Source organism: Enterococcus rotai, from assembly GCF_001465345.1.
GTDB lineage: Bacteria > Bacillota > Bacilli > Lactobacillales > Enterococcaceae > Enterococcus_L > Enterococcus_L rotai.
In genome coordinates this window covers 1,703,468-1,720,052 of the sequence record NZ_CP013655.1, presented here as the reverse complement: position 1 = coordinate 1,720,052, position 16,585 = coordinate 1,703,468, and the positions used below count along the sequence as shown (strand labels likewise).

Annotated in this window: 11 protein-coding genes and 1 other annotated feature (1 of these 12 only partly in view); all 11 genes read right to left on the bottom strand. The window is 36.8% G+C overall.

Going from position 1 to position 16,585, the window contains the following annotated elements; genetic code table 11:
- Positions 1-10: 10 nt before the first annotated feature.
- The 11 genes from ATZ35_RS07910 to leuS all read right to left on the bottom strand — a co-directional run bounded on the left by ATZ35_RS07910 (position 11) and on the right by leuS (position 16,118).
- Positions 11-1,477 carry a glycoside hydrolase family 1 protein gene (locus ATZ35_RS07910; protein ID WP_208930277.1) on the bottom strand — a complete coding sequence of 489 codons (1,467 nt, stop codon included), beginning with the start codon at positions 1,475-1,477 and terminating at the stop codon, positions 11-13.
- 3 nt (positions 1,478-1,480) lie between these two features.
- Positions 1,481-2,203: a glucosamine-6-phosphate deaminase gene (locus ATZ35_RS07905; protein ID WP_208930276.1), complete on the bottom strand. Its 723-nt coding sequence runs from the start codon at positions 2,201-2,203 to the stop codon at positions 1,481-1,483.
- A gap of 557 nt (positions 2,204-2,760) precedes the next feature.
- Entirely contained in the window at positions 2,761-4,665 is a 1,905-nt protein-coding gene (locus ATZ35_RS07900; protein WP_208930275.1) for a beta-glucoside-specific PTS transporter subunit IIABC, read from the bottom strand.
- Between the two features lie 150 nt (positions 4,666-4,815).
- Entirely contained in the window at positions 4,816-5,649 is an 834-nt protein-coding gene (locus ATZ35_RS07895) for a PRD domain-containing protein (RefSeq protein WP_208930274.1), read from the bottom strand.
- Between the two features lie 548 nt (positions 5,650-6,197).
- Complete coding sequence (locus ATZ35_RS07890; protein ID WP_208930273.1) at positions 6,198-6,518, bottom strand: hypothetical protein; 321 nt, start codon at positions 6,516-6,518, stop codon at positions 6,198-6,200.
- Between the two features lie 24 nt (positions 6,519-6,542).
- Positions 6,543-7,199 (bottom strand): hypothetical protein, encoded by a 657-nt coding sequence (locus tag ATZ35_RS07885; RefSeq protein WP_208930272.1) that lies wholly within the window; start codon positions 7,197-7,199, stop codon positions 6,543-6,545.
- Between the two features lie 63 nt (positions 7,200-7,262).
- On the bottom strand, positions 7,263-7,802 hold the full coding sequence (locus tag ATZ35_RS07880; RefSeq protein ID WP_208930271.1) for a hypothetical protein: 540 nt from the start codon (positions 7,800-7,802) through the stop codon (positions 7,263-7,265).
- Positions 7,803-7,812: 10 nt separating this feature from the next.
- On the bottom strand, positions 7,813-10,470 hold the full coding sequence (locus ATZ35_RS07875) for a fibronectin type III domain-containing protein (RefSeq protein ID WP_208930270.1): 2,658 nt from the start codon (positions 10,468-10,470) through the stop codon (positions 7,813-7,815).
- A gap of 598 nt (positions 10,471-11,068) precedes the next feature.
- On the bottom strand, positions 11,069-12,676 hold the full coding sequence (abc-f, locus tag ATZ35_RS07870; RefSeq protein ID WP_208930269.1) for a ribosomal protection-like ABC-F family protein: 1,608 nt from the start codon (positions 12,674-12,676) through the stop codon (positions 11,069-11,071).
- Between the two features lie 448 nt (positions 12,677-13,124).
- Positions 13,125-13,526, bottom strand: a complete 402-nt coding sequence (fosX, locus tag ATZ35_RS07865) for a FosX/FosE/FosI family fosfomycin resistance hydrolase (protein ID WP_208930268.1) — start codon at positions 13,524-13,526, stop codon at positions 13,125-13,127.
- Between the two features lie 78 nt (positions 13,527-13,604).
- On the bottom strand, positions 13,605-16,118 hold the full coding sequence (gene leuS / locus ATZ35_RS07860; protein WP_208930267.1) for a leucine--tRNA ligase: 2,514 nt from the start codon (positions 16,116-16,118) through the stop codon (positions 13,605-13,607).
- Between the two features lie 253 nt (positions 16,119-16,371).
- Positions 16,372-16,585 (bottom strand) — a binding site (T-box leader); it runs 12 nt beyond the window's last position.

The following is a 16,585-nucleotide window of genomic DNA, read 5'->3' as shown; positions in this document are numbered from 1 at the left end:
CCAATCTTGCTTAATCTTGACTACCATTTGCGGCAATGATCTTTTTATACCAATAAAACGACTGTTTTCTAGAACGATCTAATGTCCCATTACCGTCATCGTCCATATCGACATAAATAAAACCATAACGTTTTTTCATTTCACCAGTTCCAGCTGAAACTAAATCAATACATCCCCAAGGCGTATACCCAATCAATTCAACACCGTCTAATTCGATTGCATCGCTCATTGCAGCGACATGTTTACTGAAGTAGTCGATCCTGTAATCATCTTGGATCGTACCGTCCGTTTCAACTTGATCCACCGCACCAAAACCGTTCTCTACAACGAATAATGGTACATTATAACGATCATACAGTTTACATAAAGAAATACGCAACCCTAACGGATCAACTGCCCAACCCCAATCTGATTCCTGTAAATATGGATTTTTAACAGCCGGCATTTGATTTCCTCCCACAAATTTGACTTCATTTGGATTAGAGGCGGAAACGGTTGACATATAATAACTAAAACCAATGTAATCAACTGTTCCAGCTTGAATAAGCTCGTCATCACCAGCCTCTTTTTTGATCACAATATTTTCCCGTTCGAATTTTTTCAGTTTATGAGCTGGATAATAGCCCTTAACTTGCACATCAATATAAAATTCTTGCTCACGATTAAATTGGATTGCTTCCATCACATCTTCTGGATTGCAGCTCATTGGATAACTTGGGATATAAGCCACCATCATTCCAATGTTAAAATCCGGATTGATCGCATGACCTAATGTAACAGCTTTAGCACTTGCCACAAATAAATGATGGGCTGCTTGATATTTTGCTTGTTTATCATTTTGATGGATACCGATTTGAGTCCAACTACGTAAAAAATTAATTTCATTAAACGTCATCCAGTATTTGACTTTATCTTTATAGCGTTTAAATAACGTCTCACAGAAAAATAAGAAGTAATCAATTACTTTTCTACTTGACCAGCCATCTAGTTCATCTGCTAAATACATGGGAATATCAAAATGATTGATTGTTACGATTGGCTCAATGCCATAGCTTAATAACTCATCAAATACTTTATCATAAAAGGCTAATCCTTCTTCATTGATTTCAGTCGTTCCATTTGGACAAATTCTAGACCAAGCGATCGATAGTCTAAAACATTTAAACCCCATCTCTGCAAAGAGAGCAATATCTTCTTTATAATGATGGTAAAAATCAGTTGCTACATGACTTGGATAGTATTGATTAGGATCCACATACCCAACTGCACCTTCTGGCAACGCAGCTCCCCTCGTACAGGTTTCGATCTTACCTTCTTTAGTTTTATAAGTGATCATTCTTGGTGTTGTATGGTTACCACCTGTGATTGCATCTAAAGTGCTTAACCCTTTGCCACCTGAAAGATACCCACCTTCATATTGATTAGCAGCTGTCGCACCGCCCCATAAAAAATTGTCTGGAAATACTGATTTACTCATTGATCATTTCTCCTTATCTAATAAACTAGCTGCTTCCTCATCAAGAATAATTGTCAAATGCGGATGCATTTTCAAAATAGAAGCAGGGATTTCATCGGTGATTGCGCCTTCAACAAACGCTTTCATAATTTTCGCTTTTTTTGTACCACTAGCAAAAAGAATCAAATGTCTTGCAGCCATCACACTTCTAGGTCCCATTGTAACATAAAAATCAGGTGTTTCAGCACGATCTTCAAAATGCGGCGCAATCCGTTCTTTCATCGCTTCATCACAAATAACTTTCGTTGTAAAATCAGTAAACTTAGTTGTTCCAGGCAAGTTTCCACAATAGTGTCCATCTGAACCTATTCCTAATAAAATGGCATCTAAGCCTCCCGCAGCCTCAATTCGTTCATCTTGCTTTTCATAATTTTCTCCATCTAAAATATGGATTTGATCCTCAGAAATCCCTGCAGGATCAAAGTATAATTCTCTTAGATCTCCGATCGTTACTCCTTCACGTATCCCTGATTTATAGGGGATTTCATCAAAATTATAGTAGTGTACATTAGAAAAATAATCTTTATTTTTCACTTCCGCAACCATTTTTTCATACATCCCAATCGGTGTAGTCCCAGCTGTAATGGCTAAATTTACCCGTTCATGACGTTGAAACATTTCACCTATCAACATTTGTGCTGCAACTTTACTTAATTCATCATAATTTTTTACTGTAATAATTTTCATTAGATTTCCTCCTAAATTTAAACGCGTAGCGGGCTCGTTTAGTCTCGACAGGAAAATAGGAAAAATCGATTGTGGTGCTTTTTACACAAACTATTTTTATCTTTTTCCCGAGAGACTAGCCCACGTAGCTAGATAACATTAAAAGCGAAACAAATCGTTTAATTCTGTAGAAAATTAGGAAATTGGCATTGAAATTCTCTTTATTTCACTGACAATTTATCTATTTTCCTAAGGATTGATTTGTGCAGCTAGATAACATTAAAAGCTGAAAGAGCTTGTCCAGCCTTGACAGGAAAATAGGAAAAATTGACTGTGGCGCTCTTAGTCACATTCAATTTTTATCTTTTTCCCGAAAGGCTAGCTCTTGAAGCTAGATAACTATAAAAGCGAAATAAATCGTTTAATCCTGTAGAAAATTAGGAAATTGACATTGAAACGTTCTTTGTTTCACTGACAATTTATCTATTTTCCTAAGGATTGATTTGTGCAGCCAGATAACACATGGTAACAACATTCCGCTTTGCTTCACCTTGTACTTTTCAACATCTTTTTCCCACTTACTCCAAAACTAACTCCACTTCATCCTCAGCATGCGATAGTCCAGGCACAATCGTGATCAACGTCTCTTCTTCCGTTATCTTTCTTTGATCATCAAGTGCCAAAACAGATAAATACTCATCTGAGTTCGTCACGACAACGATCACACTGATATCATACCCAAACTCACTGATTTTCTTACGATCAAATTGAATCAGCGGCGTTCCTACATGAACTGTTTGTCCTTGTTTACACAATAACTCAAAGTGCTCTCCTTCCAGCTCCACCGTGTCTAATCCTACATGGATCAATAGTTCGACTCCCTCTTTTGTGGTTAAACCAATAGCATGTTTTGTCTTAAACGCAATTGTCACTGTGCCATCAACCGGTGAAATGATTCTATCTTCATCTGGCATAATTGCGATTCCTTTACCAACTAGTTCTTTTGAAAATGTTTGATCTGCAACATCACTAATTGGATAAACGGTACCTGAAACCGGAGCCCCAATTGTTACAACATTTTGTCCCTTCTCAATTTGCCCTTCTTTCACCTTACTTGTTTCAGGTTGATCATCGATTTTAAGAACACTCTTGGCTAATAAAAAGGTAATGAGGAAAGTAGCAATCAACGTAACAAACAACCCAATAATAAATCCTGCCGCCCCATCATTCAGAAAAACTGGAATAGACAACACACTTGGCATTACTGGTGCCATTGATTTCGCCCCTAAAAGAGCCCCAACAGCACCACCGATTCCACCACCTAAAGACGCACCGACAAAAGCAGCTTTATACTTTACTAAAACACCATATAAAGCAGGTTCTGTAATTCCAAGATAACCTGAAACCGTCGAAGACAATGCCACTTGTTTCATTTTTTTATTTGAAATCAAGAAATATATGGCAAAAGCGGCCGTAGCTTGAGCCATTGTGCTCATAAAATTCATTGGCCCCATTGTAGAATAGCCATAGGTTGCAATTTGCTGTTGGGTGATTGGACGAATCGCATGATGCATTCCCATTAAGACTAGTAACGGTCGACTTGCACCAATCACAAACCCGGATACTAATGGTGAAAAATTGATCAACGCCTCAATTCCTTGGGCAATATATTCCCCGACATAAAAACCAATCGGTGCTAAAACGACCAGCATCACAGGAACCATCAGGAGCAGCGTAAGCAATGGTGTAAAAATCACTGTAATCATACTTGGAATCACTTTTTCAAAGAAACGATAGACATAACTCAACAGCCAAACAGCTAAAATAATCGGTAAAATCGAACTACTGTAATTGACAACTGGAACAGGTAAAAAACCAAAAAACTGAACATTGGTCATCTCACCTGCAAGCGCCGCATTAAGCAATGTTGGATACATCAAAACTCCCGCCAAACTTAACGCCATGTACTCATTCGTTTTAAATCTGCGTGCACTGCTCACCGCTAATAGAAACGGGAAAAAATAAAACATTGCATCCCCAGTCATATTTAGTACAAACATCGTACCACTTTCTGGATCAGCCCACTCTAGACTAGTCAGCATAAATAAGAATCCTTTTAGCATCCCTCCGCCTACAATTGGCGCCAAACTGGGAACAAGAATCGCTGATAAGGTATTGATCAAACGGTTTAATAAAGAATCTTTTTCTCCACTCGTCTCCTCTTGCCCATCATAATCATCTAGACGAGGCAAAATTTTGATAATTTCAGCGTAGACTTTTCCGACTTTCCCACCAATGATTACTTGGTATTGTCCCCCCTGTCTTTGAACCCCCATCACTCCATCAAGTTCTTCAAGCTCTTTTGTTTGTGCTTTAGATTCATTTTTTAAATTGAACCGTAGTCTTGTAACACAATGCGTCAAGCTGTTGATATTCTCATCACCACCCACAAGCGTAATGATTTTCTTAGCTAAATCCTGCATATTTTCTCCTCTTTTCTACTCAATAATTTCTTTATATCCAACACTTTCATAAAAAAACAAAACCTGTTCAAAAAAACTATTTTCTTTAGAAAATAATCCTTTTCAAACAGGTTTTGCCAGCCAAACTGTAACGAATCCTTGTATTGATATTTACGAATGCAACAAGCGAACCAAATGCAAGGTTAAGTACAACTGTTCATCGAAGGTAGCTTGTTTATTGTAGCGTTCTTCTAAATAATTGCTAATTTTCAAACTGCATTTGAATTCTTTTGGGTATTTCTTTTTAACAGTCAAAACGATTTCCTCATTATCAAGTGGATTCATCGTTTCTTGCGTATTCAAACGCATTAAATAGTAACGTAAATGATTTAAGAAACGCTGATAGTTGATTGAAGTTTCGTCTAACTCTACTTGAAAGTAGTACCGAACGAGCTGTGTAATATCCCCCATCGCTTCCATATAATCCATGGTTGTCTCCATTGACTCTTGATCAAATTGATAATTCACAAAATGCATCGCAATAAAGATAGCTTCTGATTCGGCTAAAACAATCTCTTTTTCTTCCTTTATTAAGCTGATTGCCTGCAAACCAACTTCAACTTCTTTTGGATAAAATTGTTTGATCTCCCATTCGATTGGACTACGAATTTTCAAGTTTTCTTCATGCCGCTTAAAAGCAAATAATAGATGATCCAATAAACTAAATAAAATAACTGGATTGATTGTTCTACCTAGCTCAGCTTCACCAATTTTAACTATCTTCTCCACCAATAAAATCTCTTCAAAACTTGCTTCATTCAATAAAACAGCCATTTGCTTAACACTCATTTTTTCAGTAGGCAGATAGACTTTCTGGATCAGCGTTATATCTACAGGATCATTAGGATAAACCTGAAAGCCTAAGCCTTTACCAACAACGATCACCTCTAATTCTCCATCTACCGCTAATACCACATTATTATTGATCCGTTTTTTTATATGCATGTTCCACCTCCATTCTAAAAGCTGAACGAGCTCGTGAAGCTAGATAATTCTAAAAACGTAATGCTAAACCACGAAGTCAGACAATTGAAACAGTAACAACGTAAAATAAGAAAAACCATAACATAGCAAGAACGATAAAAAACGATTTTATCATCTTTACTATATTATGGTTATGCCTGAAAAAATCAGTAACAATTCCATTAACTACACTAAATATAACATACTAAGAAAACGCTGTCAATTGCTTTTTCATTCGTTTTTCATAGTGATTCTTTGTTTTTTGTATCCTCCATTAGTTGCCGTGTACTTCATCATTTACTCTGGCTAGACAATCGTAGTGATTCCTTGGACGGTGACTTCGCTTCCTTTGGGCGCCAAGTACTGTTCATCATCTACTCTGGCTAGACAATCGTAGTGATTCCTTGGACGGTGACTTCGCTTCCTTTGGGCGCCAAGTACTGTTCATCATCTACTCTGGCTAGACAATCGTAGTGATTCACAGCAAATAGAAACAAAACGCGAATCGTTTTGTTTCTATCCCTTACCACCTATATAGTTTTTCTATGTGCTTTCCATCTGTTGAGTACTAAATAGATCAATATTAGTAGCAATCCGATTGGGATAACATTCTCTATAATACTACCCATGTTTGGAAATTTTCTTAGTTCTATGTGTGTTTGTTTTGGTTGTGCTAATTTGGTATCTGTTTCTGGTTCTAACTCTTTTGGCGGCTGCGCATTGGCTTTTGTTCCACCAATTTGTCCGTTCACCTCTACCTCAGTAGTAGTAGCCTGGACAATTTCTTGATGGGAACCAACGCTGCAAGCCAAAAGAATAATCATCATGATGTGACAACTAAATTGCTTCATTGTTTATCACAGTCCTTTATTGAATTATGGTGTTACACCAAGTGTTGTCCCATCTTTTTGGATCGATGTGAATTTCAATGTCAATGTGTAGTTTTCTGCTGTCGTATTTTCATTAACATTTGCTGGTAAATCTGCAACAGTTGTTCCTGTATAGTAGAATTTTGCAGAATTTGCAAATGCTGATGCTGCATCTGTATCGATATTCAAACGACCATCTTTGTTCGCCAAACGCATCCAAACAGGTGCACTTGTCAAATCAGCTAATGCATTACTTTCAACTAAATTAGTAGCTGCAGGAGCTGCCACTAAACCGTCACCTTTAGCATTGATTGTTAGTGTGTCGACATATTTAGGTGTTCCCACCATTTTATTCAAGGTTACAGCAACACCACGACCTGAATTATTTGTAATGCTATAATCAGCGGACTCAATGTTTTTATGTGCGCTTGCAGTGGTTGTGTGGAATGCTGTTGCTGTATCGACCGTAACGTTGATCCATTCATCAGAACCTTCTGGAATGTTTGTATCTGGATCTGTATTATCTAATTTACCAATCGTTCCATTGATAATAACATCTGCTGAGTTTTCACCATCGATCGTTTCAGCTGAAGCTAGTTGTGTTAACCCTGATACGCTTAGACCTAGCATCATTGCAGTAAGTAAAAAGTTCGTTTTTTTCATATTATTTCTCCCTCTATGTGTTAGATGATTTATTTTTAACAGAAAACCTGCTAAATAACGATATTAGTTGTTGACACGAATTGTAATCCCAGCTTGTACCTGTCCACGTTTCTTATTAGTTTTCGAATCATAAATATCAAATGTGGCGGTTGCTGGATGATCTCCTTGAGCAAGTGTTTTATCAAGTTTGGCTCCGTTTATTTCATACCCTGGCTGAATTGCACCAGAGGAATAAATTTGTTCATCATTACTATCTAAACGAATCACAACATTGATTGGATACCCGTTTTCGACAGGGTTTTGAATGTATAAGCTGCCTTCACTATCACCTGTTTCAAATACGGCCTCTGATTTGATGACCATATTAAACTTACTAGCATCAACGGCTTTTTGTTCTGCTTCTTTTACTTCTTTATCACTCATCTTCTTAGCACCTTTTGTCTCTGGCAAATAGTCTCCTGAAACAACTTGGACAGGTTCGGTTTTAGTTGAAAAATAATAGTATAAGCCGCCTGTTGAAACGGCTAACAAGAGTAGTAAGAGTATGAGCAGTAGTCGTTTCTTTTTCTTTTTTTCTTCATCAGTTTGAGTTGTTTTATCCATAGAATCCCTCTCATTCTTCATTTTTTTCAACTTTAAACGTCATCTTATACGATGGAAAGATCGCTTGTTTCGTTGGGTTGAAATACTTTCCTCTAAGCGTCAGATTTTTTTGTTCATTGGCATTCAATGTACCGATCGATAAAGGATTGCTTGCTAAATCACTCGTTAAAAAAAGTGGGGATGCTTGGTCATTATTGATCAGCATTTGTAAAGCAAGTTCATTTTGCCCTGAGTTTCCAGAAAGGTTATCTAGTAACAACAATTGGTTTGCGTCTGTATTTTCCTTGATCAGATTCGTTATAGATATTTTAGTAGGTGTGTTTCCTTTATTGATAATTGGATAGTCTGCTGAAGTAACTTCTCCTTCATTTAAAGTACCTAAATCACTATTTTTTGTCTGAAAAGCCATTTCAATCGGTACTTCCACCTTGATGACTTCCGTTACCGTTTGAAATTCAGTTAGAGGTGTCATTGATAAAACGACTTCTTCTCCGTAAACACCTGCAACTCTTACACGCACATAATACGTAACATCTCCATCAAGGCCTTTTAATTTCGTACTAAATTTTTGATTCTTATCTCCAGAAAGATCCGCAATTTGAGTGCTTGTTTCATTTTTTGGAAAATCTTTATTTTTGCTATACTCCACTGTGACTTGTCGATACTTGGCTCCAAAGTCCGCCTGTTGACCAGGTATTGCTGCGGCCTCCCCGTTAGAATAGTCCGTCCACTTCCCTGTATCACTTGCCAATTCACCATTGATAAATGCAGTAGTCGTTGTGACATCCGCTGTGAGGTTACTCAATTGCGGTTTTGTAGCAAATAATTCAGTATCAGAAAACGCGCTTTCTCCAGCTTGATTGATCACCATCATTTGAGCCCAATAGAGTGTGTTTGGATTTAGACCATCCACTACGACATTGTAATGTGACTTTACTGCTGTGTTTATCTGACCATCAAATGAATTTAACGTAACAATTTGCCTTGCATTCCTCAAATCATTTGCATCCTCTTCATCAGAAAAAATGAAGAATTTTACTTCAGTTGCTGGACTTCCATTATTCATCGAACTTCCAGATAACGAAATAGAAGTATCCGATGCCTCAAGAGCATATAATTCTAATTGATCTGGAACATCTATAAATTCACTAAATACAATTTTCTGTGAATTTTTTAAAGCAAGTAGTTCTGATGCATTAAATGGGTCAATAGAACCTTGTATATTCGTAAAATTCGTTCCTTGCACACTCAAATCTGAAGCATTCTTCAATATCTCTTGTTCGGGTGCGCTACTTATTCTGTTTGAGAATGTTTCTATTTTTTGTAAGTAGTTACTTGTAAAAGATAAATTATTTACTCCATTCGCACCATTTAGTCCAAGAGTTCCAAGACTAGTTCCTGCAAATGAAGCTTGTTTTACCCTATTCATAGTGAGAGCAAAGGTGCTAGATGAGGACGTCGTGAAGACACTGCCAGTTTCGACATCTATTGAAACGTCAGCATTTTCTCCTATCGTCATTCCTCCCTTAGCTGTATAAAGGTTAATCGGTAAAGGTAATTTAAAATTCACTTGAGCATTTTCTTTAAAATCAAAAGTAACTGGTTGAGTTAGGTTGGCGGCGAAAAATCGGTTTCTTGAACTTGTTGACGCTAGCGTAACTTTGTCCAAATTGAACACACCATTTTTTTCAACAACATAACTTGGTGAGAGGGAACCATACATCACATTTCCATTCGTTTGTACATCAAGCTGTGCATCTTCTCTCACTACGATTTGAGAAGTTCTTGCATGTGGATTAGCTGAAGAGGTGCCTGATGACCAGATGAAAGCTTCTGTTGTACCTGAGTGTTTGATTGATGTATGACCGCTTTGAATCTCTACGTAATTGATCTCTGCCCATTCCTGGGAATATGTACTCGTACCTCTTTGGTCAATCGTATTCTGTCCTCGCATAATGACTGATCCATCTATGTTATAAATCATTTGACCATTGGTGGAATAGTAATCGACACTATCAAAGATAAATGTCATATTAGCTGCTGATATCCCACTTATAATCCCGTAATACCCAACTGCACCTGATCCATCGCTATTACCAAATTGTGTATTGCGAATCTCGATAACAGCATTTGCTTGGTTTGCATAAAAACCACTGGCAGCTGTACCGCCTTTATTATATGTAATAATGTGATTGGCACCATCAATGATCATCTTGTCTCTAAGCTGATAGCCAGTTGAACCCAAATTGATATCATTGGTTAAACGAAAGTTTAGTTTCTGACTATCCTTCAGATACTCAGTCAACGTAGCAGCCGAGTCCACTAACCAAAAGCCATCTTCATCTTGGGAAGCGATCTTCAAAACTCTTTGTGTAACATTTTCTGTTTCATCTTCATTTGATATAGCATTCATATCGATATTATCTGTTATTTTTTCTTTTTCTACACTATTTGTCTCTTCAGTAGTAGAATTTTGCGTAACTGACGATTCCTCTGCCGCTAGTTCTTCAGAATCTGACAGTTGCTCAGTATCTGTTCCCTCAGTCATCTCCGTTGTTTCTGAAGTTTCTTCGACTGTTAGACTGGTTTCTATGGCGTAGGACCAATCAAATGGAAAAAGAGTTAAAATGATAAAACAGATAAATATCAAGTGGTTATTTTTTTTCACGACAGTCCTCCCTTCCTTTTTTAGAAACCAAAACAGGTATTTTATTCCCTTGCTTTATTATTGTATTGTAAATCTTAGATAATTTCAATTTAATAACATCAGTTTTTTATTATTCATTTAATTTATATATACATCTTAGTAAATAATTTTAAACTTTATATCTTTTTACGCTATTGAAAAGTACTTATTCGGCTTTTTTACATATATTAAGTTTTTTTTAAGTACTTCAAAATATCTCTATTTTTTGATATTTTTTTGAATAGTCTTAAAAAGCAACGTTAAGATCCATGTGAAAACGAGGGTGGAACAGGAGTATTTACCTTCACGAAATAAGCTAAAATTCACAAAAAATTTGAAGAATAATTTTCGTGAATTTCAGCTTATTTCCGAAGCCTTCAACTCTTAGTGCTTTAGCACTTAGAATTTGGCTAGCTTCACATTGTTTTTTGAATAATTGTGAAAGTGTATGCATTAGCTGATGTGATCGAAGCAAAGCGTAGTAGTTGCTTCTGATCAACCGCTTATTCGGATTCCACGTATTTGGAATATGACTCGCAAAGTTATATTTCAGAAACGTCCTTCTTCCTACCCAATTTTCTTACTCATCAGCTGTTGCTATTACGTCCATATACGTTCCTAGTTTTTTTCTAATTTTATGTTGATCAACCATTAAAAAAGTCTCGAACATTTTTTGTAGAAAGAATCGATCATGGGAAACGACTAACATTGTGCCTTTAAATTCTTCTAAAATCTCTTCGATTTCTTCTCTCGTTTCGATATCTAAGTGGTTGGTAGGCTCATCTAACACTAAAAAGTTGACCTCTTTATGCATTAGCTTAGCTAATTCTAAACGAATTTTTTCACCACCACTTAAAAATCGTACTTGTTTCGTTACATCCTCACTATAAAAAGAATACTTTGCGAGTGCTTGACGGCTGTTTTGTTCGACTAGTGAGCAAGCTTCACTGAAGGACTGTAAAACCGTTTGGTTCGGTCTTTCATATTCGATTACTTGAGGCAAATAACCAATTTGAAGGTTCGTTCCCTGCTTGATTTCTCCACTTTCAAAATGCTCTAACTTTAAAGCAAGTTTCAATAATGTACTTTTTCCTGAGCCATTTTCCCCTATGATGGCCGCATGATCTTGCCAAAACAAGGAGAAATCGATCTTATCAAATAAGACTTTTCCAGCATAAGACTTTGAAAGTTCTTTAAATTGCAGAACTTCTTTGCCAGAACGGCTCATTTCTGTAAAGGTTTTTCCTAATTTACTTGAGTCATTTTTAGGCTTAGGAATTTTTTGAATTTTTTCTAAACGCTTCTCCAATTGTTTGGCTTTTTTGAAGAATTTTTCATTATCCCCTTCATGTCCCCATTGGCGAAAGCGTCGAATCGCTAGTTTTAGCTTTTGAATTTCCTTTTGTTGTTGTTCAAAGTCTTTTCTCAATTTCTCCAATTGTTCTTCTTTTTGTTTTTTATAGGTAGAATAGTTTCCTTTGTATTCTTGTATACGTCCATCTTCCAATTCAACGATTTTTTCTACTGTATGATCTAAGAATAAGCGATCATGAGAAACGATCAAATAAGCCGTTTTTTCGTGAGATAAATAGCCTTCCAGCCAAGTAATTCGTTTGGTATCTAAATGATTCGTTGGTTCATCCAATAAGACAAGATCATTTTCCTGCAATAAAATTCTAGCTAAATTAACAATCGTTTGTTCCCCACCGCTTAATTCTGAAAGTTTTTTCGTCATTAAGTGCTTGATCATTAATCCATTGGTAATCATGTCCAGCTTATTTTCTATTTCATATCCGCCAGCTTGTTGAAATTCTTCCTGCTTTTGACCATAGCGAGTAAGTACCTTTTCCAGATCACAGCCCGAGATCGCCATTTCTTCTTCTAAATACGTTAATTGTTTTTGAATCAAATTTAGCTCTGTAAAAGTTGCTAATAAATATTCTTTGACCTGCTGCTCGCTCGCTTCTGGCATTTGAACCAAATAACCAATATGACTATTTTTTTTACAGCTGACTGTTCCAGAATCAACCGTTTCAAGCCCTGTAATGATTTTGAGAATAGTTGATTTTCCGGAGCCATTTGCTCCAATCAGTCCGATTTTATCCCCTTTATTTATTTGTAGATTCAACGCTTCAAATAGTGGTACTGTTCCATAGTTTTTAGTTATTTTTTGTAATTGTACTAACATATACTCCTCTTTCTGCCATTCAGACAGATCGACAAAAATAGACATTTTCTTTTTTTAGCAATGCTTTTATTAACTTTTAGCATACGCAAAAAGGCTGAACAATGTTCTTCGTTCAACCTTCATTATCTACTAGTAGCTCATACTATTTATTGCCTAGTTCATCACACAAAGCAATTAACATGTAGTGATTTTTCGTTATTTTATGACTAGTCACTTTCAAGTAAATAAGTCTGAATGGTCTGTTTTATTTAATTTTTTATCCCTTTTTGGACACACTTGTCCCTTGAGATAAAAAATCGGAAATAATAACATGACAAAAAGCTAGGTACGTTATTATATATGAAAAACCCGCTGTTATTTTTGGCATGTTGACCATTGTACTTATTCACCACCTTCGTCATTTCTTAGTTATATTGTAGCATGATCCCATAGATTGTGCAAAATAGGGTTATTCTGAAACTGATTGATAGCTTTTTAAGCGTTCAGCTAGTGTACCTGTGTGTAGTTCAAATAAGTGGTTATCGAAATCATAGAAGTAAATCGAGCTTGCTTCTCCAGCTATTCGCGGGCGACCAGCTCTTATTTCTAACCCTAAAGAATTGATTTTATCTAAGTAAGTCTCATAGTCACTTTCAGTGATTTTAAAGGCAATGTGGTTGTATGTTTTTGTTGGTAATGATTCTCCTTGCATGACTGCTATCCAAAGATCATCGATTAAGAAAAATTTTTCTTGCGCTATCGAAAACGTGTCTACGCCACTTGAATACACTTCTTTTGCATCAAATATTGTTTCAAAAAATAGTGTGGCTTTTTCTAAATCTTGAACGATAAAGGTTACATGACTAATCATTTACTTGCTCCTTTTTTAATTGATAGTAAAATAGAACAGAGATACTGGTTTTATTCAGCATCTCTGTTTCTTTACTCTTTAATTTGCTACGATATTTACCAATTTATCTGGCACAACAATCACTTTACGAACTGTTTTCCCTTCAATAAATGATTGGATTTCTTCAGCGGTTAACGCTTTTTCTTCCAGTTCTTCTTTACTTAAGCCTCGAGCAATATTTAGTTTTGCACGAACTTTTCCGTTCACTTGGAAAACGACTTCCACTTCATCTTCTACCAACGCGGCTTCGTCATAAACTGGCCAAGGAGCACTGGTTAAGCTTTCTTCATTTCCAAGAATAGCCCATAATTCTTCCCCGATGTGAGGTGCAATTGGTGCTAGTAACTGAACAAAGCCTTCAATATATTCATACGGTAAGACATCTACTTTATTTGCTTCATTAACAAAGACCATCAATTGAGAAATGGCCGTGTTAAAATGTAGATTTTCCATATCTTCTGTCACTTTTTTGACCGTTTGATTGTAGACTTTAGTCAAACGCCCGTCATTTATTGTTGTGATACGGTCACGCATTTTATTATTTTCATCCACGATCAAGCGCCACACACGGTCTAAGAATTTACGACTGCCTTCTAGTCCATTTTCACTCCAAGCAATCGATGCATCTAGAGGCCCCATGAACATTTCATACATTCTAAGGGTGTCTGCTCCATATTTTTCCACAACATCGTCAGGATTCACAACATTTTTCAATGATTTGCTCATCTTAGCTGGTGCTTCTTCAAGTTCTTCGCCTGTTTCGATATTGACCCAAACGCCATCACGTTTCTCCACCATCGTTGTAGGAACTAATACACCACGGCTATCACGGAAGCTCTGTCCTAAAATCATTCCTTGATTATACAATTTTTGGTAAGGTTCTTTTGTTGGTACAACACCGATATCATATAAGAATTTATGCCAGAAACGTGCATACAATAAGTGAAGTACTGCATGTTCTGCTCCACCAATATAAATATCGACAGGCAACCAGCGTTCTAGTTTTTCATAGTTAGCAAGTTCCTTTTTGTTATGAGGATCGATATAGCGTAAATGATACCACGAGCTTCCTGCCCATTGCGGCATTGTATTGGTTTCGCGTTTGCCTTTTTTACCTGTCTCAGGATCAACTACATTGATCCATTCAGTAATATTTGCAAGTGGTGATTCCCCTGTTCCACTTGGTTTGATATCATCTGTTTTTGGCAATTTTAAAGGTAATTCAGATTCTGGAACAGTTGTAGTTGTCCCATCTTCCCAATGGATTACAGGAATTGGCTCACCCCAGTATCGTTGACGAGAAAACAACCAATCACGTAAGCGATAGCTAACTTCTTTTTTCCCTACGTGTTTTTCCTCTAACCATTCGTTCATTTTAGTGATTGCTTCTTCTTTATTCAGACCGTCTAAAAATTCAGAATTGATGTGTACTCCATCGCCTGTGAATGGTGCTTCTTCGATATTCCCTCCTGCTAATACTGGAATGATATCGATATTGAATGCTTTTGCGAATTCAAAATCACGCTCATCATGAGCAGGAACAGCCATAATTGCCCCAGTTCCATAAGAAGCTAAAACATAATCTGCGATCCAGATTGGGATTTCAGCCCCATTAACTGGATTGATTGCATAAGCACCTGTGAAGACACCAGTTTTTTCTTTAGCTAAATCTGTCCGATTTAAATCGGATTTTTTCGAAGCAGCATCAATATAAGCTTCTACAGCTTCTTTTTGTTCAGGTGTAGTAATTTTTTTCACCAATTCTAATTCAGGGGCCAAAACAGTATACGTCGCACCAAATAATGTATCTGGACGAGTCGTAAATACTGTAAACTCCTCGTTTGTCCTCGCTACTTTAAACGTGACATTCGCACCTTCAGAACGTCCAATCCAATTACGCTGCATGTCTTTAATGCTTTCTGGCCAATCTACTAACTCTAAATCATCTAGTAAACGATCAGCGTAAGCAGTGATTTTCAACATCCATTGGCGCATCGGTTTTCTGACAACATCATAGCCACCGCGCTCACTTTTTCCATCGATGACTTCTTCATTTGATATCACTGTACCAAGTTCTGGCACCCAGTTAACAGCAACTTCTGCTTCATAAGCCAGACCATGTTCATATAATTTAGTAAAGATCCATTGTGTCCATTTGTAATATTCTGGATCAGTTGTATTGATTTCACGATTCCAATCATAACTGAAGCCTAATGAGTTGATTTGACGTTTAAATGTTTCAATATTTTTTTTCGTAAATTCAGCTGGATCATTTCCTGTGTCAAGTGCATATTGTTCTGCTGGCAACCCAAAGGCATCCCAGCCCATTGGATGTAAAACGCTGTATCCTTGACTTCTTTTCATTCGAGATAAAATATCTGTTGCTGTATACCCTTCTGGATGTCCGACATGAAGTCCTTGTCCTGATGGATAGGGGAACATATCTAGAGCGTAGAATTTTTCCTTGCTAGGATCGTCATGGGTTGTAAAGCTGTTATGCTTTGCCCAATATTTTTGCCATTTTTTCTCGATTTGCTTGTGGTCGTAACTCACGTTTTTCTCCTCCTGTTTAAGTAGCTTTTTTATTCGTATGTTTTAGTGGCGATTTAACTTTACTGCCATTGTACGTTTTGTATTGTGCATCATCTCATCTACTCTGGCGTAGCCTAGCTTTGATCATTTAAGACCTTAATGGTGATTTACTTACCATCTCTTAACTTTTTTAGATCTAGGCTTTTGGTGATTCACTAGTATGGTTACTTCGCTCCCTGTGATTTGCAACAAAAACGCCCTACAGGAAAAACTCCTATAGGACGTATAATTGACAACGTGGTACCACCTAAATTCACTTGTATAGATACAAGCCTCAGCGTTGTAACGACCGCCGCCGATTTTACTTAGTAAAGTGGATTTTTTATACTTGTTCAGTAAAATAACTCAAAGGCGAGTTCGAAAGCTTCTGTGCGTATTTTCACCAACCATACGCTCTCTAAAACATGGTTCTTTCTACTATTCCTTTT

Coding starts and splice junctions, on each gene's coding strand:
- fosX (WP_208930268.1), bottom strand. CDS start 13,526: ATGATTAGTCATGTAACCTTTATCGTTCAAGATTTAGAAAAAGCCACA.
- ATZ35_RS07885 (WP_208930272.1), bottom strand. CDS start 7,199: ATGAAAAAAACGAACTTTTTACTTACTGCAATGATGCTAGGTCTAAGC.
- ATZ35_RS07905 (WP_208930276.1), bottom strand. CDS start 2,203: ATGAAAATTATTACAGTAAAAAATTATGATGAATTAAGTAAAGTTGCA.
- ATZ35_RS07895 (WP_208930274.1), bottom strand. CDS start 5,649: ATGCATATAAAAAAACGGATCAATAATAATGTGGTATTAGCGGTAGAT.
- ATZ35_RS07890 (WP_208930273.1), bottom strand. CDS start 6,518: ATGAAGCAATTTAGTTGTCACATCATGATGATTATTCTTTTGGCTTGC.
- ATZ35_RS07900 (WP_208930275.1), bottom strand. CDS start 4,665: ATGCAGGATTTAGCTAAGAAAATCATTACGCTTGTGGGTGGTGATGAG.
- abc-f (WP_208930269.1), bottom strand. CDS start 12,676: ATGTTAGTACAATTACAAAAAATAACTAAAAACTATGGAACAGTACCA.
- ATZ35_RS07880 (WP_208930271.1), bottom strand. CDS start 7,802: ATGGATAAAACAACTCAAACTGATGAAGAAAAAAAGAAAAAGAAACGA.
- ATZ35_RS07910 (WP_208930277.1), bottom strand. CDS start 1,477: ATGAGTAAATCAGTATTTCCAGACAATTTTTTATGGGGCGGTGCGACA.